Origin of the sequence: Mesorhizobium sp. 1B3, assembly GCF_050958605.1 — a bacterium.
GTDB lineage: Bacteria > Pseudomonadota > Alphaproteobacteria > Rhizobiales > Rhizobiaceae.
In genome coordinates this window covers 91,801-112,783 of record NZ_JBJHDO010000011.1, presented here as the reverse complement: position 1 = coordinate 112,783, position 20,983 = coordinate 91,801, and the positions used below count along the sequence as shown (strand labels likewise).

Annotated in this window: 15 protein-coding genes; 11 read left to right on the top strand and 4 right to left on the bottom strand. The window is 65.5% G+C overall.

Translation table 11 applies throughout. From position 1 onward, the window contains the following. Positions 1-57: 57 nt before the first annotated feature. The 4 genes from lysM to ACCO56_RS25385 all read right to left on the bottom strand — a co-directional run bounded on the left by lysM (position 58) and on the right by ACCO56_RS25385 (position 3,462). Positions 58-573, bottom strand: coding sequence for a peptidoglycan-binding protein LysM (gene lysM, locus ACCO56_RS25400; protein ID WP_433643678.1), 516 nt, complete (start codon positions 571-573; stop codon positions 58-60). An 84-nt stretch (positions 574-657) separates the two neighbouring features. Then, positions 658-1,086, bottom strand: a complete 429-nt coding sequence (arfB, locus tag ACCO56_RS25395) for an alternative ribosome rescue aminoacyl-tRNA hydrolase ArfB (RefSeq protein ID WP_433643677.1) — start codon at positions 1,084-1,086, stop codon at positions 658-660. Then, positions 1,083-1,751, bottom strand: coding sequence for a nitroreductase family protein (locus tag ACCO56_RS25390; protein WP_433643676.1), 669 nt, complete (start codon positions 1,749-1,751; stop codon positions 1,083-1,085). The genes arfB and ACCO56_RS25390 overlap by 4 nt, the downstream gene beginning before the upstream one ends. Before the next feature lie 100 nt (positions 1,752-1,851). Next, positions 1,852-3,462 (bottom strand): phosphoenolpyruvate carboxykinase, encoded by a 1,611-nt coding sequence (locus tag ACCO56_RS25385; protein WP_433643675.1) that lies wholly within the window; start codon positions 3,460-3,462, stop codon positions 1,852-1,854. Positions 3,463-3,820: 358 nt separating this feature from the next. On the opposite strand from ACCO56_RS25385, the gene ACCO56_RS25380 reads away from it, so the two are divergent. The 11 genes from ACCO56_RS25380 (at position 3,821) to addA (ending at position 20,967) form a co-directional block, all read left to right on the top strand. Further along, a complete protein-coding gene (locus ACCO56_RS25380) occupies positions 3,821-4,522 on the top strand; it encodes a response regulator transcription factor (protein WP_433643674.1) in 702 nt (233 codons plus the stop codon). A gap of 56 nt (positions 4,523-4,578) precedes the next feature. Beyond that, on the top strand, positions 4,579-6,360 hold the full coding sequence (locus ACCO56_RS25375; protein WP_433643673.1) for a stimulus-sensing domain-containing protein: 1,782 nt from the start codon (positions 4,579-4,581) through the stop codon (positions 6,358-6,360). Further along, complete coding sequence (locus ACCO56_RS25370) at positions 6,357-6,797, top strand: HPr kinase/phosphorylase (protein ID WP_433643672.1); 441 nt, start codon at positions 6,357-6,359, stop codon at positions 6,795-6,797. The genes ACCO56_RS25375 and ACCO56_RS25370 overlap by 4 nt, the downstream gene beginning before the upstream one ends. Positions 6,798-6,982: 185 nt before the next feature. Beyond that, on the top strand, positions 6,983-7,384 hold the full coding sequence (locus tag ACCO56_RS25365; RefSeq protein ID WP_433643671.1) for a PTS sugar transporter subunit IIA: 402 nt from the start codon (positions 6,983-6,985) through the stop codon (positions 7,382-7,384). Then, complete coding sequence (locus tag ACCO56_RS25360) at positions 7,381-7,683, top strand: HPr family phosphocarrier protein (protein WP_433643670.1); 303 nt, start codon at positions 7,381-7,383, stop codon at positions 7,681-7,683. Before ACCO56_RS25365 ends, ACCO56_RS25360 begins: the two co-directional genes overlap by 4 nt. Before the next feature lie 223 nt (positions 7,684-7,906). After that, complete coding sequence (ahcY, locus tag ACCO56_RS25355; RefSeq protein WP_433643791.1) at positions 7,907-9,307, top strand: adenosylhomocysteinase; 1,401 nt, start codon at positions 7,907-7,909, stop codon at positions 9,305-9,307. Positions 9,308-9,535: 228 nt separating this feature from the next. Beyond that, positions 9,536-12,094 carry an ATP-binding protein gene (locus tag ACCO56_RS25350; protein ID WP_433643669.1) on the top strand — a complete coding sequence of 853 codons (2,559 nt, stop codon included), beginning with the start codon at positions 9,536-9,538 and terminating at the stop codon, positions 12,092-12,094. Between the two features lie 8 nt (positions 12,095-12,102). Further along, the gene (gene tsaE / locus ACCO56_RS25345; RefSeq protein WP_433643668.1) at positions 12,103-13,602 is read left to right on the top strand and encodes a tRNA (adenosine(37)-N6)-threonylcarbamoyltransferase complex ATPase subunit type 1 TsaE; all 1,500 of its coding nucleotides are present in this window, start codon (positions 12,103-12,105) and stop codon (positions 13,600-13,602) included. Then, the gene (locus tag ACCO56_RS25340) at positions 13,599-14,327 is read left to right on the top strand and encodes a nucleotidyltransferase family protein (RefSeq protein ID WP_433643667.1); all 729 of its coding nucleotides are present in this window, start codon (positions 13,599-13,601) and stop codon (positions 14,325-14,327) included. The genes tsaE and ACCO56_RS25340 overlap by 4 nt, the downstream gene beginning before the upstream one ends. Continuing rightward, complete coding sequence (gene addB, locus ACCO56_RS25335; RefSeq protein WP_433643666.1) at positions 14,324-17,449, top strand: double-strand break repair protein AddB; 3,126 nt, start codon at positions 14,324-14,326, stop codon at positions 17,447-17,449. Before ACCO56_RS25340 ends, addB begins: the two co-directional genes overlap by 4 nt. Beyond that, the gene (gene addA, locus ACCO56_RS25330; RefSeq protein ID WP_433643665.1) at positions 17,446-20,967 is read left to right on the top strand and encodes a double-strand break repair helicase AddA; all 3,522 of its coding nucleotides are present in this window, start codon (positions 17,446-17,448) and stop codon (positions 20,965-20,967) included. Before addB ends, addA begins: the two co-directional genes overlap by 4 nt. Positions 20,968-20,983 lie beyond the last annotated feature (16 nt).

The window sequence follows — 20,983 nt, the reverse complement described above, 5'->3', positions numbered from 1 at the left end:
CAAAACGGCGGCCTTGCAGCCGCCGTGTCATTGCTTCGCAAGGAATGGCAACCCGATTCAAGCCTGATCGATCTCCGGGATGCGCAGCACCTGGCCGGGATAGATCTTGTCGGGATGGGTCAGCATGGGCTTGTTTGCCTCGAAGATGATGTTGTTCTTGGCGCCCTTGCCCTTGCCGTAGTGATGCTCGGCGATCTTCCAGAGATTGTCGCCTTTCTTGACCGTGTAGAAGACGGGCTCCTTGGCGGGTGTCGCAGCCTGCACCAGCGCGGTCATGTCGGCACTGGCGTCGAGCTTCAACCCCGATTCCGGCGCGACGACCTTGAGTTCGCCCGCCTCGACCTTGTTGACGCCGAGCGTGTTGCCGACCGCGATCACCGCCTTCTCGAAGATCGACTGGTCAGCGACGACGCCTTTGAGCACGGCCTTGTCGCCCTGGACCTCTACTTCGACCTTGTCGGTGCCGAGCTTGTAGGAATCGAGTTCCTTCTTCAGGTCCTCTGCCTTCGGCGCCTCGTCGTCACCGAAACCCAGCTTCTTGCCGACGCTCTTCACGAAGTCAAACATGCCCATGGCAGCTCTCTCCTCTTGCCGCATTAATACCTGTCGACTTTTGCACCGACAGTGCCAAATTGAAAGGCTTCGATGGAGGGCCGGTCAATCGCCTTCAACTTTGCCGCGCAGTCGCTTGACCGTGGATCGACCGGCCTTGGCCTTCAGCCTGCGCTCGACCGCACCTTTTGACGGTTTGGTCTTCTTGCGCGGCGGTGGCGGCGGCTCAGCGGCTTTGGCGACGAGCGCCGCCAGTCGCGAGCGGGCGTCGGCCCGGTTCTGTTCCTGCGTCCTGAAACGGCCGGCCTCGATGACGATGACCCCGTCCTTGGTGGCGCGCTGGCCGGCAAGCTTGATCGCCCGCTCGCGCACGCGCTCGGGAAGCCCCACGGCGTTGCGCGCGTCGAAGCGTAGCTGTACGGCGGTCGCCACCTTGTTGACGTTCTGGCCGCCCGGGCCGGAGGAGCGAATGAAGGTTTCGACGAGATCGTCCTCCGCGATCGTCACCCCAGCGGCGATTTCGAGAGCTGTCATTCGCGCCAGACGATGACCTCGTCCGCCTCCTTGCGACCGATATCGGGCACCCGCACGGCATCGGCCGGGTAACCCGCCACCAGCAGGATCAGGGCCTTTTCGCTTTCCGGCCGGCCGCAAATGGCATTGAGGAAACCCATCGGAGACGGAGTGTGGGTCAGAGTCGCGAGCCCCGCATTGTGCAGGCTGGCGATCAGCAGGCCGGTGGCGATGCCGACGGACTCCGGCACGTAATAGTGCTTCACGCGGCTCCCGTCCGGCCTCGCTCCGTAACGCTGGGCGAAGATGGTGATGAGCCAGGGAGCCGTCTCGAGGAATGGCTTCTCTGCATCGGTACCGAGCGGCGCCAGCGCTTCCAGCCATTCCGCCGATGCCCGGCCGGCATAGAAGGTGCGCTCCTCTTCCTCGGCGGCAAAGCGGATCTGCCGCTTGGTCGCGGTATCCGAGATGCAGACGAAGGTCCATGGCTGCTGATTGGCTCCCGACGGCGCGGTGGCGGCGGTCATGACGCAGTCCTCGATCAGGCCACGCGGCACCGGCCTGGCGGAAAATTCGCGGACGGTGCGCCGTCGGGCCATTTGCCGACGGAAGCGATGCGCCCGCTCGATCATCTCCTCGGCTGTCAGCTCTTCGAAAGTTAGCGGGATATGGGCGTGGTGGTTCATCGGCTCTCCTCCTCGCTCTTGAAATGCTATTTTCCCACGCAAAAGGAAAGGCCCGGACTGTGCCGGGCCTTTCCAAACGACGAGTGTCACGGGAAACCGGCTATTCGGCAGCCACCATCACGCGCGGTGCCGCGTCGCGCACGGCGGCGTCGACATGGGCTTCGAACTTGCCGAAATTTGCGACGAACATGTCGACGAGGCGGCGGGCCTGGCTGTCATAGGCAGCCTTGTCGGCCCAGGTCGAACGCGGATCGAGGATCGCGCTGTCGACGCCGGGCACGGATACCGGGACGGCGAAACCGAAATTGGGGTCGGTCCGGAACTCGGCTCCGCTCAGCGAGCCCTCCAGCGCGGCGGCCAGCAGCGCGCGTGTCGCCTTGATCGGCATGCGCTTGCCCGTGCCATAGGCGCCGCCCGTCCAGCCGGTATTGACCAGCCAGCAATCGACCTTGTGCTCTGCGATCAGTTGGCGCAGCAGGTTGCCGTATTCGCTGGGATGACGCGGCATGAAGGGCGCCCCGAAACAGGTCGAGAAGGTCGCCTCCGGTTCGGTGACACCGCGCTCGGTGCCCGCCACCTTCGCCGTGTAGCCGGAGAGGAAGTGGTACATGGCTTGGGCCGGGGTCAGCTTGGCGATCGGCGGCATGACGCCGAAGGCGTCGGCGGTGAGCATGATGACGTTCTTCGGGTGGCCGGCGCGGCCGGTATCGCTGGCGTTCGGGATGAAATCCAGCGGATAGGCGCAACGCGTGTTCTCGGTCAGGCTGCCGTCGTCGAAATCCGGCACGCGCCGGGCGTCGAGCACGACATTTTCCAGCACCGTGCCGAAACGACGCGTAGTGGCAAAAATCTCCGGCTCGGCCTCGGCCGAGAGACGGATCGTCTTGGCGTAGCAGCCGCCTTCGAAGTTGAAGATGCCCTGGGCCCCCCAGCCATGCTCGTCATCGCCGATCAGGGTGCGCGATGGGTCGGCCGACAGCGTCGTCTTGCCAGTGCCGGAAAGGCCGAAGAAGATGGCCGAGTGGCCGAGGTCGTCGACATTGGCCGAGCAATGCATCGGCATGACGCCGTGTGCCGGAAGGATATAGTTGAGCGCCGTGAACACGGACTTCTTCATTTCGCCGGCATAGGCGGTGCCGCCGATCAGCACGATCATGCGGGTGAGGTCGACCGCGATCACCGTCTCGGTGCGGCATCCATGGCGCCCCGGGTCGGCGCGGAAGGACGGCAGGTCGATGATCGTCATGCTCGGGGCGAAGGAGGCGAGCTCCTCGACCTTCGGACGGATCAGGAGATTGCGGATGAACAGCGAATGCCACGCGAACTCGGTGATGACGCGGGTCGGCAACCTGTGCTTCTCGTCGGCGCCACCCACCAGATCCTGCACGAACAGGTCCTTGCCCTGGGCATGCTCCAGAAAATCGGCATGAAGCGTGTCGAACTCGGTCTGCCCGATCGCGTTGTTGTTGTCCCACCAGACATGCGGCTCGGAGGCGGCGTCGCGAAGGACGAACTTGTCCTTGGGCGAGCGGCCGGTATGCTGGCCCGTATAGGCGACAAGCGCGCCATCGGCCGTAAGCTTCGCTTCGCCGCGACGGACGGCCTCTTCGGCGAGCTCGGCGGGCCCGAGATTGTAGTGGACCTTGCCGGGATTGCGAATCCCCGCCTTGTCGATCCCGTAGGCGGGGTTGCGTTTGCCAATTTCGTTCATACTCGCTCCCGAGCCTATGAGTTTGTCCGCCCGACAGGGTGCCCGGGCGCGAAAATGCCCTCCCGAGTTTAAGGAGGATAATTGCTGAGAAACAGAAAAGTTCAGCGATTTCAAATCATTAATCGATTTAAAATTTTGAAAATCGTTTAAACCGGTTATAATTGCCGGGGATCAATGAGCTCTGCTCGACGCCGGGCGAAAGCCGCCGTGCCTGGAGCGGTCGAATTGCGGCAAGTCCAGGCCCAGGGCTTGCCGGCCGGACGCCGAGGGCATATGCCACATTTTGTACCTAATTTGTACGCCAGAAGCCCTTCCTCGACCAAGGAAGGGACACCCGCTCATGAGGGAGCCGCTTGACATGGCAACAATCGCGCTTGTCGACGACGATCGCAACATTCTGACTTCGGTCTCGATCGCGCTCGAATCCGAGGGCTACAGGGTGGAGACCTTCACCGATGGCGCATCGGCGCTGGAAGGCCTGTCGGCCCGGCCGCCGAATCTCGCCATCCTCGACATCAAGATGCCGCGCATGGACGGCATGGAATTGTTGCGCCGGCTGCGCCAGAAGTCGGACCTCCCGGTGATCTTCCTGACCTCGAAGGACGACGAGATCGACGAACTCTTCGGCCTGAAGATGGGCGCCGACGACTTCATCCGCAAACCGTTCTCGCAGCGCCTGCTTGTCGAGCGGGTTAAGGCCGTGCTGCGCCGGGCGAGCGCCCGCGACGCCGCCGCCAAGACCCCGAGCCAGCAGTCCCGCTCGCTGGAGCGCGGTCAACTCGTGATGGACCAGGAGCGGCACACCTGCACGTGGAAGGGCGAGCCGGTGACACTCACCGTCACCGAGTTCCTCATCCTGCATTCGCTGGCGCAGCGTCCGGGCGTCGTCAAAAGCCGTGACGCGCTCATGGATTCCGCTTATGACGAGCAGGTCTATGTTGACGACCGTACGATCGATAGCCACATCAAGCGGCTGCGCAAGAAGTTCAAAGCGGTCGACGATGACTTCGACATGATCGAGACCCTCTACGGGGTGGGGTATCGATTCCGCGAAGCCTGAGAAAGACGTCTGCGTGCGGCCATGCCGGGCGGACGCTGCGGTGGGAACGAGCTCATATGGCGGTTGATGCAGAGCTGAGGAAGGCGGCGACCGCGGCAAAGCGGCCGGCGCGGCGGCCTGCCGTCCTGACGCGTCTCGCCGTTCCGCTGCGCCGCTTCCTCGGACACTACATCTTTTCCAGCCTGACCCGGCGGATCATTTTCCTCAATCTCGCCGCGGCGGGCGTGCTGGTCGTCGGCATCCTCTATCTCAACCAGTTCCGCGACGGGTTGATCGATGCGCGCGTCGAAAGCCTCATGACGCAAGGCGAGATCATTGCCGGGGCCATCGCCGCGTCGGCGACGGTCGAGACGGATTCGATCAGCATCGACCCTGAGAAGCTGCTCGAGCTTCAGGCCGGAGAGAGCCTTGCGCCGGGCTCCGACCAGCTCGACAGCCTCGATTTTCCGATCAATCCGGAACGCGTGGCCCCGGTACTGCGACGGCTGATCTCCCCCACCCGCACCCGGGCGCGCATCTACGACCGCGACGCCAACCTCCTGCTCGATTCCCGTCACCTCTATTCGCGCGGCCAGATCCTGCGTTACGACCTGCCGCCGATGCAGGAGGAGGAGCCCGACCTCTTCGAGCGCGTCCAGAAGTTCGTCTTCGATTTCTTCCGCAACTCCAACCTGCCTGTCTACAAGGAGCAGCCCGGCGGCAATGGCTCGGCCTTCCCCGAAGTCATGAACGCGCTGACCGGCAGCCCCGCCACGGTGGTGCGCGTCAGCGAGCAGGGCGAACAGATCGTGTCCGTGGCTGTGCCGATCCAGCGTTTTCGCGCCGTGCTCGGCGTATTGATGCTCAACACGCAGGGCGGAGACATCGACAAGATCGTGGCGGCCGAGCGCAAGGCGATCCTGCGCGTCTTCGCCGTCGCGGCGCTGGTCAACGTGGTCTTGTCGCTGCTGCTTGCTTCCACCATCGCCAATCCGCTCCGCCGCCTTGCAGCTGCCGCGGTCCGCGTGCGGCGCGGCGCGAAGGGCCGCGAGGAGATTCCCGATTTCTCGGATCGTCAGGACGAAATCGGCAACCTGTCGATCGCCGTGCGCGACATGACAAACGCGCTTTACGCGCGCATCGACGCGATCGAGAGCTTCGCGGCCGATGTGTCTCATGAGTTGAAGAACCCGCTGACCTCGCTGCGCAGCGCCGTCGAGACCCTTCCTCTTGCCAAGAACGAGCAGTCCCGCAACCGGCTCATGGAGATCATCCAGCACGATGTGCGGCGGCTCGACCGACTGATCACCGACATCTCCGACGCCTCGCGCCTCGACGCGGAACTGGCTCGGGAGGATGCCGCCAAGGTGGATCTCAAGAAATTCGTCAGCGACCTCGTGAGCGTCTCCCGCGAGGCGGGGCGGCACAAGAAATCCGTCGAGATCGAGTTCCACGCGAGCAAGCTGCCGCAAGGGGTAAAGGGCTACACGGTGGTCGGACACGATCTCCGGCTGGGACAGGTCATCACCAACCTGATCGAGAACGCCCGCTCCTTCGTGCCGGACGATAGCGGGCGGGTCACGATCACTTTGTCGCGTGCCGGAAAGCACAATGTGATCACCGTCGAGGACAACGGACCGGGCATCCGCGCCGAAAACATCGACCGCATCTTCGAGCGCTTCTACACCGACCGGCCGGTGGGCGAGGCGTTCGGTCAGAATTCGGGCCTCGGCCTCTCGATCAGCCGCCAGATCGTCGAGGCTCATGGCGGCACGCTGACCGCCGAGAATATTGCCGGCACCAAGCCCGGCGACATCAAGGGCGCGCGGTTCGTCGTCACGCTGCCCGCGGAAGAATGAGCCACCTGCACGCAACGACGCTTCTCCTCGGCGACCGAGGGCTTCTGATCCAGGGCGGCTCGGGGGCGGGCAAGTCGACGCTCGCCCTGGCGCTGATCCGGCGCTCCGGCCCTGCCTGTCGTTTCGCCAGGCTCGTCTGCGACGACCAGATCGAACTCATCGCCAGGGCCGGGCGACTTATCGCCCGCGCGCCGTCGACCATTGCCGGGCTGGCGGAGGTCCATGGGCTTTCGCCCGTCCCCATGACCCATGAGACGCGCGCCGTAATCGATCTTGTGGTCAGGCTGGTCGACGCCGGGCAGGCGCCGCGATTTCAGGAAGAAGGACAAGTCGTCATCGAAGGCTGTCGGCTGCCGGTGCTCGATCTTCCGGCCAGGAATGTCGAGGCGTCCGCCGCCGTGATCCATGCCCGGCTTAGGCTTGAGCCCTTTTCGTGAGCGCGACGGAAGTTGCACCGATCCTCCCGCGACGCCATATGCGTCAAAATGGCAGGACCTAGACCAATTTTTAACTTGTCAACTGAACGCGCCTGGACAAGATAGCGCTCCTGCCGCGCGGTGCCGCCGCGTTCGGTCAAAGGGATGCGTCCCCGTGGGGGCGCTTGACGGGAGCCAAATCAGAAATGATCGGACTCGTGCTGGTCACGCACGGTCAGCTGGCCGAGGAATTCCGCCACGCCGTTGAACATGTCGTCGGACCCCAGGAGAGCTTCGAGACGGTCGCCATCGGCGCTGACGACGACATGGAGCAGCGTCGCCAGGACATCGTCGATGCGGTCGGCCGGGCCAACACCGGGGCAGGCGTCATCATCCTGACCGATATGTTCGGAGGAACGCCGTCGAATCTCGCGATCTCGGTCATGGAGGCGGGCCGGATCGAGGTTATCGCCGGCATGAACCTGCCGATGCTCATCAAGCTGTCGGGCGTTCGCAAGACCGACAACATGGCTCAGGCGCTCGACGAGGCCCAGGTGGCCGGGCGCAAATACATCAATGTCGCCAGCCAGCTTCTGACCAGCAAATGAGCAACGCTACGGCGCCATCGGCAAACGGCTCGCTCACCCGTGACTTGCTGATCGTAAACCAGCGCGGCCTGCACGCGCGCGCCTCGGCCAAGTTCGTGCAACTGGTCGGCAGCTTCCAGGCCGATGTCAAGGTCGAGAAGGACGGCATCTCCGTCGGCGGGACCTCGATCATGGGGCTGATGATGCTCGCCGCATCGCCAGGCTGCCACATCCGCGTGACCGCGTCCGGCCCGGATGCCGAGGCCGCGATGACAGCGCTCGAGGAGTTGATCGCGTCGCGTTTCGGCGAAGAGATCTGATCTTCCGCCACCGTTTTCGGCCGGCGGGCGATATGCACGCATAAAGATTTCTTTATATCCTATTGTCGAGTGAGGGGCGATCTGCTAGTCAGTCGGCCATCTCGGGCCCGTTGCATTCGTGGAAAGCATGAAGGCGCTCCTGGGCGCCGGTCCGGAAGTGGCACGCATTTTCGGCGCCGATACCAGGACGAACAGATCGGGCATTCATCATGGGAGCATTGCCGTGACAGGTCACAAGGACTACGTCGTCGCCGACATTTCGCTGGCCGATTGGGGCCGCAAGGAAATCGAAATCGCCGAGACCGAAATGCCGGGGCTGATGGCCTGCCGCGAGGAGTTCGGCAGCGCCAAGCCGCTGAAGGGCGCCCGGATTTCCGGCTCCCTGCACATGACCATCCAGACGGCCGTGCTGATCGAGACGCTGAAGGCGCTCGGCGCCGACATTCGCTGGGCCTCGTGCAACATCTTCTCGACCCAGGACCATGCTGCCGCCGCGATCGCGGCGTCCGGCACTCCCGTCTTCGCGGTCAAGGGCGAGTCGCTGGAGGAGTATTGGGAATATACCGACCAGATCTTCCAGTGGGCTGACGGCGGCACGTCGAACATGATCCTCGACGACGGCGGCGACGCGACCATGTACATCCTGATCGGCGCCCGCGCCGAGGCGGGCGAGGACGTCCTGTCCAAGCCGGGCAGCGAGGAGGAGGAGATCCTCTTCGCGCAGATCAGGAAGCGCATGGCGGCGACGCCCGGCTTCTTCACCAAGAACAAGGAAGCCATCCGCGGCGTGACCGAGGAGACGACCACCGGCGTCAATCGCCTCTATCAGTTGCAGAAGAAGGGCCTGCTTCCCTTCCCGGCGATCAACGTCAACGACAGCGTCACCAAGTCGAAGTTCGACAACAAATACGGCTGCAAGGAATCGCTGGTCGACGGCATCCGCCGCGCCACCGACGTCATGATGGCCGGCAAGGTCGCGGTCGTTTGCGGCTATGGTGACGTCGGCAAGGGTTCCGCTGCTTCGCTGAACGGCGCCGGCGCCCGCGTCAAGGTCACCGAGGTCGATCCGATCTGCGCTCTGCAGGCCGCCATGGACGGTTTCGAGGTCGTCACGCTCGACGACGCGGCGCCGACCGCCGACATCGTGATCACCACGACCGGCAACAAGGACGTCATCACCCTCGATCACATGCGCAAGATGAAGGACATGGTGATCGTCGGCAATATCGGCCATTTCGACAATGAGATTCAGGTCGCCGCGCTGCGCAACCTGAAGTGGACCAACATCAAGCCGCAGGTCGACATGATCGGTTTTCCGGACGGGAAGCGGATGATCCTTCTGTCGGAGGGCCGTCTGCTCAATCTCGGCAACGCCACCGGCCATCCGAGCTTCGTCATGTCGGCATCCTTCACCAACCAGGTACTGGCGCAGATCGAGCTATGGTCCAAGCCGGGTCAGTACAAGAACGAGGTCTATGTGCTGCCCAAGCATCTCGATGAGAAGGTCGCTCGGCTGCACCTCGACAAGCTGGGCGCGAAACTTACCGCCCTCTCCGAGGAACAAGCTGCCTATATCGGTGTGACGCCGACGGGCCCCTTCAAGCCTGAGCACTACAGATACTGATCTTTTTCTAGTTACCTACAAGATATTGATGCCGGGCGATTGACTTTTCGCCCGGCATCTTTTTTGGGCCGCCGCCTTCTTCCCGTCGATTCGCCCAAGGGTTATTGTGCATTGATTCGCAAAGCCTTCGCTTCCGGGGTCCGGGGAAACGAGGGCCGCGCGTGGAGCGATCCGATATCTCATCTCGCTCTGGTCGGTCTGCATTCAGGCGGCGGAGAGGAACAAGACATGCCGGGTGAAGACCCGCTTCTGGCGGGAAGGGCCGTAACCGGCGGCTGCAACGATTCGACCGGCGGCGTTGGCGTCAGCTGGCCGCCGTCCATCCTCTCGCGCGCCACGGCCGGCCTTCTGCCGGCGATGACCGGCTTCGCCGCCCCGATGATGCCGGTCCTCGCCCACGCACAGCAGGGGGCCCGTGCTACCCAGGCTTTTGGAACTTTCGAGATCATCCAGGGCGCCGTTTTCGCGGGCGTGCTCGGCGCGGCGCTTCTCTCGGCGGTCTGGTTGATCCGCGAGCGGGGAAAGGTCGCAAGGGAGAATGTCGAACTGCGCGGCCAGTTGGCCGATCTCGGCGCTTCGCTTCATCGCTCGGACGCCCTCCTCAATCTGCGCGACCAGCGCATCGTGGCCTGGAGCAGCGACAGCCGCAGGCCGGAACTGCTCGGTTCGCTCCCCGGGGAGACCGGCGCGCCGGACGATCGCGGCGCGTTCCTCGCCTTCGGCCGCTGGCTTGCGCCGCGCTCGGCCGCCGCGCTGGAGCATGGGCTCATCGGCTTGCGCGAGCGGGGCATCGATTTCGACCTGACAGTGGAGACGCAATGCGGTGCGCCGCTGGAGGTCCAGGGGCGCAAGAGCGCGCGCCATGTCTTCGTTCGTTTCGTGTCGCTGTCGGAGGTCCAGCGGTCCCAGGCCCGGCTGAAGCTGGAGAACCAGCGCCTGGCCGCCCAATACGATCTGATGATCGGCCTGATCGACGCGCTCAAGATGCCGTTCTGGCTGCGCGCCCCCGATGGGCGGCTGAAATGGGTGAACCGGTCCTATGCCGAGGCGGTCGAGGCGCCGAGCCAGGTAGCGGCTGTCGAGGACGGACGCGAGTTTCTCGGCACACAGGCACGGGAAGGCATCGCCCAACAGCATCTGGCCAGTGCGGTATTCGAAGAGAAGCTGGCGACTGTAATCGGCGGCGACCGTCGCGTCTTCGCCATCACCGATTTCGCCAGCCGCGACGGCTCCGCCGGCATTGCCGTCGATCTCAGCGACGTTGAAGGTGTTCGCGAGGAATATGAGCGAACAGTGCGCAGCCATGCGGACACGCTCGACCAGCTCACCACTGCCGTGGCCACCTTCGACACCGGGGAGAAGCTGCGCTTCTTCAACCAGGCGTTCCAGAAACTGTGGGATCTCGACCAGGGCTTCCTCGACAGCGCGCCGGACAATGCGCTTCTGCTCGACCGGCTTCGCAGCGAAGGCAAGCTCGCCGAGCAGCCGGAATGGCGCCGATGGAAAGAAACGGTGCTTTCGGCCTATCGCTCCGTCGAACCGCAGGAACATTGGTGGCACCTGCCTGACGGCCGCACGATCCGTGTCATTGCCAATCCTCAGCCGAAGGGCGGGGTCACCTGGGTCTTCGAGAATCTCACGGAAAAGTTCGCTCTTGAAAGCCGCTACAACGCGGCGGTGCGCGTTCAGGGCGAAACGCTCGACAATCTGGCGGAGGGGGTCGCGGTCTTCGGACCCGACGGGCGGCTGCGCCTCTCCAACCCTGCCTTTGCCGGCCTGTGGGGCTTGAACCACGAGAACCTCCAGCGCGACACGCATATCGCCGCGATCCGGGCCGAGTGCGACCGGCTGGCTCTCGACAGCCCCTGGGGAAGCTTCGCCGCCTCGGTTACCGGCTTCGACGAGGAGCGTCGCGATCGCCACGGCCAGGTCGAATTGAGGAATGGCACCGTGTTGCGTTACGGCGTCATCCACCTGCCCAACGGCCAAGTGATGATAACCTTTGTCGACGTGACCGACAGCGTCAATGTCGAGCGCGCCCTGAAGGACAAGAACGAGGCGCTGCAGAAGGCCGATCAACTCAAGAACGATTTCGTTCAGCACGTCTCCTATGAGCTGCGCTCCCCGCTGACCAACATCATCGGCTTCACAGATTTACTGCTGCTGCCGGGACCTGGCGCCGGCCCGCTCACGCCGCGCCAGCGAGAATATATCGACCATATCGGCTCCTCCTCGTCGGTGCTGCTCACCATCGTCAACGACATTCTGGACCTCGCCACGGTCGATGCCGGCATCATGGAGCTCGACATGGGCGAGGTTCCCGTCGAGCGCACCATCGCCGCCGCGGTGGAGTTGATCTCGGAACGGTTGCGCGAGCATGGCATCGAGTTGCGCCTCGAGTCGCTCCAAGCGCCGAAGAGCTTCAACGGGGACGAGAACCGCGTCCGGCAGATCCTGTTCAACCTCCTGAGCAACGCCGCCAACTATGCCCCTGAGGGCAGCACGATCACGCTTTCCTGTGGTATGGTGCGCGGCGACATCGAATTCGCCGTGCATGACGACGGGCCGGGCATGCCGCCGGAGGTGCTCGATACCGTGTTCCAGCGCTTCGAGTCCCACCCGAATGGCGGCCGCAGGCGCGGCGCCGGCCTCGGCCTCTCCATCGTGAAGAGCTTCGTCGAGCTGCATGGCGGCTCTGTCGCCATCGATACCGGGGACGGTCGCGGCACAACGGTCATATGCCGTTTCCCGCTTGTGCCGTCCGGTGTCAGGGTCGCCGCGGAGTAACCGACGGGATGCTGGTGCTCGAACGCCGTCTTCCCGATGAAAGGGCGACGATACGCCTGGGCGAGGACATCGCCGCGGCTCTTCGCCCGGGCGACGTGATCGCGCTCCAGGGCGATCTCGGGGCGGGCAAGACGACGCTGGCGCGCGGCCTGATCCGGACTTTGGCGAACGACCCCGAGCTGGACGTGCCGAGCCCGACCTTCACCCTGGTTCAAGGCTACGAGGGCCGCATACCGCTCCAGCATTTCGACCTTTATCGCCTGTCCTCGCCCGACGAGCTGGACGAACTCGGGCTGGACGAGGCTGCGGCCTCCGGCACGGTGCTGATCGAATGGCCCGAGAAGGCCGGAGACCGGCTGCCGGCCGATGCCGCCATGCTGCGGCTCGCCGACGAAGGCGAGGGGCGGATCGCCCGCATCGAAGGACCGCCCGAGTTCATGTCACGCATGGAGCGCTCGCAGGCGATCAGGAATTTCCTCGAGCGCTCCGGCTGGGGCGATGCGGTCCGCGCGCATCTGACGGGCGATGCGTCGGCACGCTCATACGAAACCGTCTCGCTGGAAGGCGAGCCCGAGCGGATCCTGATGAACTCTCCGCCCCTGGTGCTCGGGCCCCCGGTGCGCGACGGCAAGCCCTATGCCGAGATCGCCCACACCGCCCAGTCCGTGCACGCCTTCGTCGGCGTGGCGAAGCTGCTGCGCGACGCCGGCGTCTCCGTGCCGGAGATCTTCGCGCAAGACCTGGAACAGGGCTTGCTGCTGATCGAGCATCTCGGTTCCGGCGGTTTCCTGTCTCCAGCCGGCGAGCCTGTCCGAGAGCGCTACGAGGCGGCGGGGCGGCTCCTTGCGTTCATGCATGAAAAGCGCTGGCCGGATCGCGCCGAAGTGGAGCCGGGGCTGGTCCATGTCGTTCCGCCCTTCGATCGCGATGCCATGCTGATCGAGGTCGAGCTGGTGCTGGACTGGTACATCCCGGCTTTCAAGGAGCGTCCTGCGCGGGCTTCCGAGCGCAAGGCGTTCGTCGCAGCGTGGAACAATGTGCTGGATCGTCTCGCCGGAACGGAGACGACGCTCATGCTGCGCGACGTCCAGTCGCCCAATTTCATCTGGCGGCCCGAGCGACACGGCCTCGACCGGCTAGGCGTGATCGATTTCCAGGATGCGCTGATCGGCCCTTCCGCCTATGACGTCGCCTCGATGGCCCTCGATCCGCGCGTCACGATCCCGCCGGAGATCGAACGCGCGACAGTCGAGGCCTATGTCTCTGCGCGGGGCCAGGACTTCGATCGGCCTGCTTTCGACGAAGCTTACGCGATCATGGGCGCGCAGCGCCATTCCAAGATCCTGGGCCTGTTCGTTCGCCTCGATCGCCGCGACGGCAAGCCGATCTATCTGAAGCATCTGCCGCGCATCCGCAACTATCTCCGCCGTACCTTCGCCCATCCGGCGCTCCGCGAAGTCCGAGACGTCTATTTCAAAGCCGGGTTGCTCGACGGAACCCCGGAATGACAGCACCAGTTCTCGATACGGCCATGGTCCTCGCGGCCGGCCTCGGCAAGCGCATGCGGCCGATCACCGACACAATCCCGAAACCGCTGGTGAAAGTTGCCGGCAGGACATTGCTCGATTGGGCGCTGGACGGTCTGGCCGAGACCGGCGTCACCCGCGCCGTCGTCAACGTCCATTATTTCCCGGAACAGATCGTCGCGCATGTCGCGGGAAGGCAACATCCGCGTGTCGCCATATCGGATGAAAGCGCCGAGCTTCTCGATTCGGCCGGCGGCATCGTCAAAGCCCTGCCCCTTCTCGGCGCGTCGCCCTTTTTCATCCTCAACGCCGACACTTTCTGGATCGACGGCGCCCGGCCCAACCTTCCGGCCCTCGGACTTGCATGGAACCCGGCCAGAATGGATATTCTGCTCATGCTTGCGGACATGCAATCGGCCACCGGCCATTCCGGCAAGAGCGATTTCCTGCTCGGCGCGGAGGGGCGCCTCCAACGCTCCAAGGGTGCCCCGGAGGGGCTGATCTATGCCGGAGCGGCGGTGGTCCATCCCCGGATATTCGACGGAGCGGCGGTCGTGCCGCAGTCGCTGAACCTCTATTTCGACCGAGCCATTGAAGCGGGTCGCCTATTCGGCTGGCGCTTGGACGGCCATTGGATCACAGTAGGTACGCCCGACGCCATCCCGGCGGCGGAGGCCGCCGTCAAGGCAGCCTGGGAAGGGCGATGACCGGCTCTTCCCCGCGGGTCTTTTCCATTCCGCCGGGCGTCCGTTTCCTGCCGACGCTCGCCCAGGCGCTGCTCTCGGGAGAGATCGTGCCGGGCTTCAGACCTGGCGACGATCCGCTGGAACTGGCCGATGCCACGATCTATGTGCCGACACGCCGCGCCGCCCGCGCGCTGCGCAGCGCCTTCGTCGATCATGCCGGCGGCCGGGCCGCGATCCTGCCCACGATTCGGGCACTGGGCGAAGTCGACGAGGGCGAAGCGGCCTTCGACGAGGCGGGCGAAGGCGATCTGGATCTGCCGCCGCCCATCGATCCGATCGAACGTCTCCTGCTCATAGCGCCGCTCGTCCGCGCCTGGAAAGGCCGTTTGCCGGCCCATGTCGCCGCGCTTTTTTCGGAAGAGCTCGTCATCCCGGCCTCCGCCGCCGACGCGGTCTGGCTGGCGCGGGATCTCGCCGCTCTGATGGACGAGATTGAGACCGAAGGCTCCGATTGGACCCAGCTCGGAGAGCTGGTCACCGGCAATCTCGCGGGTTGGTGGCAGGTCACGCTCGACTTTCTGCAAATCGTCACGGCCGCCTGGCCGAAACTTCTGGAAGAGCGTGGCCGATCGAATCCCGCTGCCCATCGCAGCGCGCAAATCCGCGCCGAGGCGCGGCGTCTCGCCCGCAATCCGCCGAGAGGCCCGGTCGTCGCGGCGGGGTCGACGGGTTCGATACCGGCCACGGCCGAACTGCTCTCCGTTATCTCGAGGCTGGAGCGAGGCGCCGTCGTGCTACCGGGTCTGGATCAGGCGATCGATGGACGATCCTGGGCAGCGATCAGCGAAGCCACGCCCCCGCCCTCCGTGCTCGGGCATCCTCAATACGGCCTGTCGCGTCTGATTGGAAAGATCGACATAGCGCGGGAGGATGTCGTGGAGATCGGCGCGGCACGGCCGGCTCTGGCGTTGCGGGCATCGATCCTCAACGAGGCGTTGCGGCCCGCGGAGACGACCGATCTCTGGGCCGCGGGCAGGGCCTCGCTCGACGGGTTGCAAGCGATCGAAGCCCTCTCCGGCCTCACCCTTCTCGAGGCAGCCAACGAGCGCGATGAGGCGATCGCCATTGCGATCGCGCTGCGGCTTGCCGCTGCGGAGCCGGGGCGGACAGCCGCCTTGGTGACGGGCGACCGCAACCTGGCGCGACGCGTCTCTACGGAGCTCCTGCGCTTCGGCATCCGGGCCGACGATTCCGGCGGCGCGCCGCTGATCAATTCCGCACCCGCGACGCTCGCCGGCCTCATGCTTCAGGCCGTGTTCCGGCCGGGCGATCCGGTCCCGGTGCTCGCACTTTTCAAGCACCCCCTGCTCGGCCTGGGCATGGAGCGGCCGGCCGTGCGCGGTGCAGCCGAGACGATCGAACTGGTCGCCCTTCGTGGTGGAACCGGCCGACCCGACATCGCCACATTGCCGGACATGTTCGAGGACCGGCTGCGCGCCCTCTCCGCCGGCACGCGCCCGCCCTTTTGGCTCCCCCGGCTGTCCGCGCGGCGCCTGTCGGATGCGCGCGAGGTGCTTGGTCGCCTCCGCAGGGCCCTGGAGCCACTGATCCGGGAACGCGGCAATCCCTCTCTTGCCTTGGCCGATCTGCTGCGCCCGACGGTGGTCGCGTTGGAGGAACTGGCGCGCGGCGCCGAAGGCGATGTCACCGAGCTCTACGCGGGCGACGCCGGCGAGAAACTCGCCTCGGTCCTGCGTTCGTTGCTGGCGGCCGCCTCCGGATTTTCGTGTGGCGCCGATGAATGGCCGGACGTGATGACGGCGCTCCTGGCGCCCGAAGTGGTCAAGCCGGCGGCCGGAGGTGACGGTCGCGTTTCGATCTGGGGCGCGCTGGAAGCGCGGCTGCAGTCGGTCGACACGCTGGTTCTCGGTGGCCTCAACGAGGGGTCCTGGCCACGGCGGGCGGAGGCGGACCGCTTCATGTCACGCATGATGAAATCGGGATTGGAGCTGGAGCCGCCCGAGCGCCGCATCGGCCAGGCCGCCCATGATTTCATGATGGCGATGGGCACCGAAAAGGTGATCCTGTCGCGCGCTTCGCGTGCCGGCGATGCGCCGGCTGTCGCTTCGCGCTGGCTGCAGCGATTGCTCACCTATGTCGGACCGGATCACGCCGCGCGGCTGCGCAAGCGCGGCGAGGACTATCTCGCTTATGCCCGCATGATCGATGACGGCGGCAGGGCGACGGAATTCGCCAGGCCCAACCACGCCCCGCCGCTGGAGGCGAGACCCCGCAACTTTTCCGTCACCGAGATCGAGACGCTTCGCCGCGATCCCTACGCGGTCTACGCCAGGCGCATCCTCGCTCTCGCGCCCATGGAGCCGTTGATCCGCGACCCCGGCGCGGCCGAGCGCGGAACGCTCTTCCACGACATTCTCAACCGCTTCGTACGGTCCGGCACCGATCCGATGGCCGACGATGCGCTGGACGAATTGCTGGCGGCGGGGCAAGCGGCCTTCGCCGAAGCCGCCCTGCCGGACGATATCGCGGCCGTCTGGTGGCCGCGGTTTCTCGCCATGGCGGGCAATCTCGTGGCGTGGGAGCGCGGCCGCGGTCACGATACGCTGAGCCGGCATTCGGAAGTGCGCGCCGAGTCGACCGCTGTCGCCGCGACCGGAGTCACGCTGTCCGGCTATGCCGATCGCGTGGACCTCCTCACCGGCGGCTTCGCAGACATTCTCGACTACAAGACCGGGATGTCGCCATCAAAGGGCCAGGCCCATACGCTGCTCGCCCCGCAGCTCGCCCTCGAAGGAGCGCTGCTCCAGCGCGGTGCTTTTGCCGCCATCGGGACGAAAATGCCGTCGAAGCTCGCCCATGTGCGGCTTCGCGCCAATGGCGAGGTCGAGGAGGAATCGATCCTCGAATTCAAGCGGCAGATACGGACGGCCGGCGACCTTGCCGAGGAGGCGTGGCAGCGGCTGGAGAGGCTGCTTGACCACTACAACATCGCGAGCACGGGGTATCTGTCGCGCGCCTTGCCATTTCGCGAGGGCGAGACGGACGGCGACTACGATCATCTGGCGCGGGTGCTCGAATGGTCGGCGGGCAGCGACGACGGCGAAGGTGGGGAGGAGGGGTGAAGAAAATTTATCCCGTCCCCGAAGAGACCGCGATGCGCCAGGCCATGGCCGCGGATCCGCGCAATTCCGTCTGGGTGTCGGCCAATGCCGGCTCGGGCAAGACGCATGTGCTTTCGCAGCGCGTCATCCGCCTGCTGCTCGAGGGGACCGATCCATCGAAGATCCTGTGCCTCACCTATACACGTGCGGCGGCCGCCAATATGGCCAATCGCGTCTTCCGCGATCTCGCCGCCTGGGCCGTGCTCGACGAGGCGTCGCTTGCCGAGCAGATCGCCGCGATCGAGGGTGGCAGGCCGTCACGCGAGCGGCTGGCACGCGCCCGCCGCCTCTTCGCCGAGGCGCTGGAAACGCCCGGCGGGCTGAAGATCCAGACCATCCACGCCTTCTGCGAGGCGGTGCTTCATCAGTTCCCCCTGGAAGCAAACATCGCCGGGCATTTCGAGATGCTCGACAGCCAGATGGAGACGGCGCTCTTCGCCGAGTCGCGCCGCGACATGGTTACCGGAGCTTCGGGTCAGCATGATCGAAGGCTTGCCGAGGCATTCGCCGCTGTGCTGGAGCGGGGCGGCGAATGGGGGCTCGATGCGCTCCTTGCCGAAATCGTCGCCAAGCGCGACGGGTTGCGCGGGCTGATCGACCAGATCGGCTCGGAGCGGTTGGACTACGCTCCGCTTTTCGAGGAGTTCGGTTTCGTCCCTGGCGAGACGTCGGCCACCGTCGCCGGCCAAGCCTGGCCGCTGCCTGGATTCTCCGCCGGAGAGTATGCGCAGTTCAGGGACGCGGCGGCGGCCGCCGATGCCCGCAAGGCCTTGAACGACATCGTCCCCTATGCCGACGAGGCCTTTGGGGAGGCCGATCCGGTCCGGCGGTTGGCGCTGCTCGCCAAAGGCTTCCTCAAATCGGACGGCGAGCCCTACGACCCCGCCAAGACCTTCAAGAAGGCACTGCACGAGCGCCTGCCCGACCTGGCAGATCGATATGCCGCGGCGGCCGATGCCATCGTCAAGGCGCGCGAAAGGCTTGCGCTGTTCGGCATGCTGGAAGGCACACGCGCCGCGCTGGTCCTGGCCGATTGGCTCATTGCCCGTTACGAACACCTCAAGAATGTGCGCGGCTTCCTCGACTTCAACGATCTGATCATGCGCACCGTGCGCCTGCTGTCGCGCCGCGATGCCGGGCCATGGGTCCAGTACAAGCTCGACCAGGGCATCGACCACATCCTGATCGACGAGGCGCAGGACACCAGCCCCCCGCAATGGGAGGTGGTACGGAAGCTGGCGGAAGAGTTCTTTGCCGGCTACGGAGCGCGACAGAACGTTCATCGGACGGTGTTCGCGGTCGGCGACGAGAAGCAGTCCATCTATTCCTTCCAGGGCGCCGATCCCGACGCCTTCGCAGAAAGTGGCCATGCCTTCGCCGGCAAGGTGCGAGCGGCGGAGGGGAGTTTCGAGCAGGTCAGGCTGACCTGGTCTTTCCGATCGACCGGCGACGTGCTGGCCGCCGTGGACCGCGTGTTCGAGCGCGACGCGGTGCGCAAGGGGCTGACGCGCGACGCCGAACAGATCGATCATAAGGCGATCCGCTTCGATGCTCCGGGTTTCGTCGAGATCTGGCCGCCGATCGGCGCCGATACAGTGGAAGAGCCCGACGACTGGACCGTTCCCGTCGATCACGCCAGCGCACCGGCGGTGAAGGTGGCCGAGAACGTCGCCAGGACGATCGAGGGCTGGCTTCGTCGCGGCGAGATCATCGAGGGCACCGGCAAGAGGTTGAGGCCCGGCGACGTGATGGTGCTCGTGCGCAAGCGGGACCGCTTCGTCCATGCCCTGTCGCGCAGCCTGAAGAGCCGCAACATCCCCGTTGCCGGTGCCGACCGCCTCAGCCTGCCCGGCCATATCGCGGTCAAGGACCTGATCGCGCTCGGCCGTTTCGTGCTCCAGCCGGAGGACGACCTCTCGCTGGCTGCATTGCTGCGCAGCCCGGTCTTCGGCCTCTCCGAGGAGGCGCTGTTCCGGTTCTCGTGGAACCGCGGCAAGGGCGTATCGCTTTATACGTCGCTTCGTCGGGCCGCCGAAGGCGACGAGGCGGCGGCGGCGATCGTGCGCCGGCTCGAAGCCTGGGCCGATGCTGCGGCCTTTCGTCCGGTCTTCGAGTTCTACGCCGGGGTGCTCGGCCGTGATGGTGTGCGCCGGGCCATGATTGCTCGGCTTGGCCATGAGGCCGGCGACATACTGGATGAGTTCCTGAGCTTCTGTCTTGCGCAGGAAAGGACGGGACTTCCCGGCCTCGAAGCATTCCTGTCGACGCTCGAGAATGCCGGTCCTGAGGTCAAGCGCGAGATGGACCAAACGCGCGACGAGGTGCGCATTCTCACGGTCCACGCTTCCAAGGGCCTTGAAGCGCCAGTCGTGTTCCTCGTCGACAGCGGCAGCGCGCCGTTCAGCGAGCAGCATCTGCCACGGCTGATGTCCTTCACGCCGGCGAAGCGTCTTTGGAAGGGGGACGGCTATCTCTGGCGCGCATCGAGCGACGTCGCCAACGATTTCTCGAGAGCGGTGGGGTCGGCGGTGCGCGAAAAGGCCGAGGAGGAGTATCGTCGCCTGCTCTATGTCGGCATGACGCGCGCCGAGGACCGGCTGATCGCCTGTTCCTATCATGGCAAGCGCCAGCCGGGACCGATGACCTGGCATGCCATCGTCAGTGCGGCCCTTGTCGGCGCGCCGGAAAGCGAGGCGCTGACGGAACCGTCGACCGGGCAGGTCGTGCATCGCTTCCGGGTCACGAAGCCGGTCGCCGCCGCGCTCCGCGAGGCTGCCGGCCTGGAGCCGGAGCGGCTGCCGTTCGTATTTCCGGCCGAACTCAGTGCGCCGCTGCCCCCGGCACCGCCGCTGCCGCGGCCGCTCGCGCCGTCGGGCGCCTCCGTCCTGATCGACGAGGAGCGCCAAACCGTCATTTCCGGCAGATCGCCGGTGTTCGATGCCGGCGGCGAGCCGGTCTTCGCCATCGCCCGGGGATTGGCCGTCCATCGCCTCCTGCAGATGCTGCCGACCTTGCCGGCGATCGAGCGCCATGCCGCCGGCGAACGCTACCTCGCCCGGATCGGCGCGGGCTGGCCCGATGGCGAGCGGGAAGCCGCCCTGGCCTCGATCGAACGGTTGCTTGGGGACGCGCAATTCGCGCCGCTTTTCGCCGAAGGCTCGCGCGCCGAAGTCTCGCTCATGGGCACGCTGACCGTCAAAGGGCACGAGCGGGCCGTCTCCGGTCAGATCGACCGGCTCGCGGTCACGCCGGCCGGGGTGCTGATCGCCGACTACAAGACCAACCGGCCGGCCCCATCCTCGCTGGCGGAGGTGCCGCCGGCCTATATCGTCCAGCTTGCGCTCTATCAGGCGCTATTGCGGCCGATCTATCCCGACAGGGAGATCGCGGCCGCGCTGGTTTTCACGGAAGCCCCGCTGCTGCTTGCCGTTCCGCAAGACGTGATGGACGATGCCCTTGCCCGACTCACGCGGCCGTGACACAAGCTTTGCTTGA

Coding starts and splice junctions, on each gene's coding strand:
- lysM (WP_433643678.1), bottom strand. CDS start 573: ATGGGCATGTTTGACTTCGTGAAGAGCGTCGGCAAGAAGCTGGGTTTC.
- arfB (WP_433643677.1), bottom strand. CDS start 1,086: ATGACAGCTCTCGAAATCGCCGCTGGGGTGACGATCGCGGAGGACGAT.
- ACCO56_RS25390 (WP_433643676.1), bottom strand. CDS start 1,751: ATGAACCACCACGCCCATATCCCGCTAACTTTCGAAGAGCTGACAGCC.
- ACCO56_RS25385 (WP_433643675.1), bottom strand. CDS start 3,462: ATGAACGAAATTGGCAAACGCAACCCCGCCTACGGGATCGACAAGGCG.
- ACCO56_RS25380 (WP_433643674.1), top strand. CDS start 3,821: ATGGCAACAATCGCGCTTGTCGACGACGATCGCAACATTCTGACTTCG.
- ACCO56_RS25375 (WP_433643673.1), top strand. CDS start 4,579: ATGGCGGTTGATGCAGAGCTGAGGAAGGCGGCGACCGCGGCAAAGCGG.
- ACCO56_RS25370 (WP_433643672.1), top strand. CDS start 6,357: ATGAGCCACCTGCACGCAACGACGCTTCTCCTCGGCGACCGAGGGCTT.
- ACCO56_RS25365 (WP_433643671.1), top strand. CDS start 6,983: ATGATCGGACTCGTGCTGGTCACGCACGGTCAGCTGGCCGAGGAATTC.
- ACCO56_RS25360 (WP_433643670.1), top strand. CDS start 7,381: ATGAGCAACGCTACGGCGCCATCGGCAAACGGCTCGCTCACCCGTGAC.
- ACCO56_RS25350 (WP_433643669.1), top strand. CDS start 9,536: ATGCCGGGTGAAGACCCGCTTCTGGCGGGAAGGGCCGTAACCGGCGGC.
- tsaE (WP_433643668.1), top strand. CDS start 12,103: ATGCTGGTGCTCGAACGCCGTCTTCCCGATGAAAGGGCGACGATACGC.
- ACCO56_RS25340 (WP_433643667.1), top strand. CDS start 13,599: ATGACAGCACCAGTTCTCGATACGGCCATGGTCCTCGCGGCCGGCCTC.
- addB (WP_433643666.1), top strand. CDS start 14,324: ATGACCGGCTCTTCCCCGCGGGTCTTTTCCATTCCGCCGGGCGTCCGT.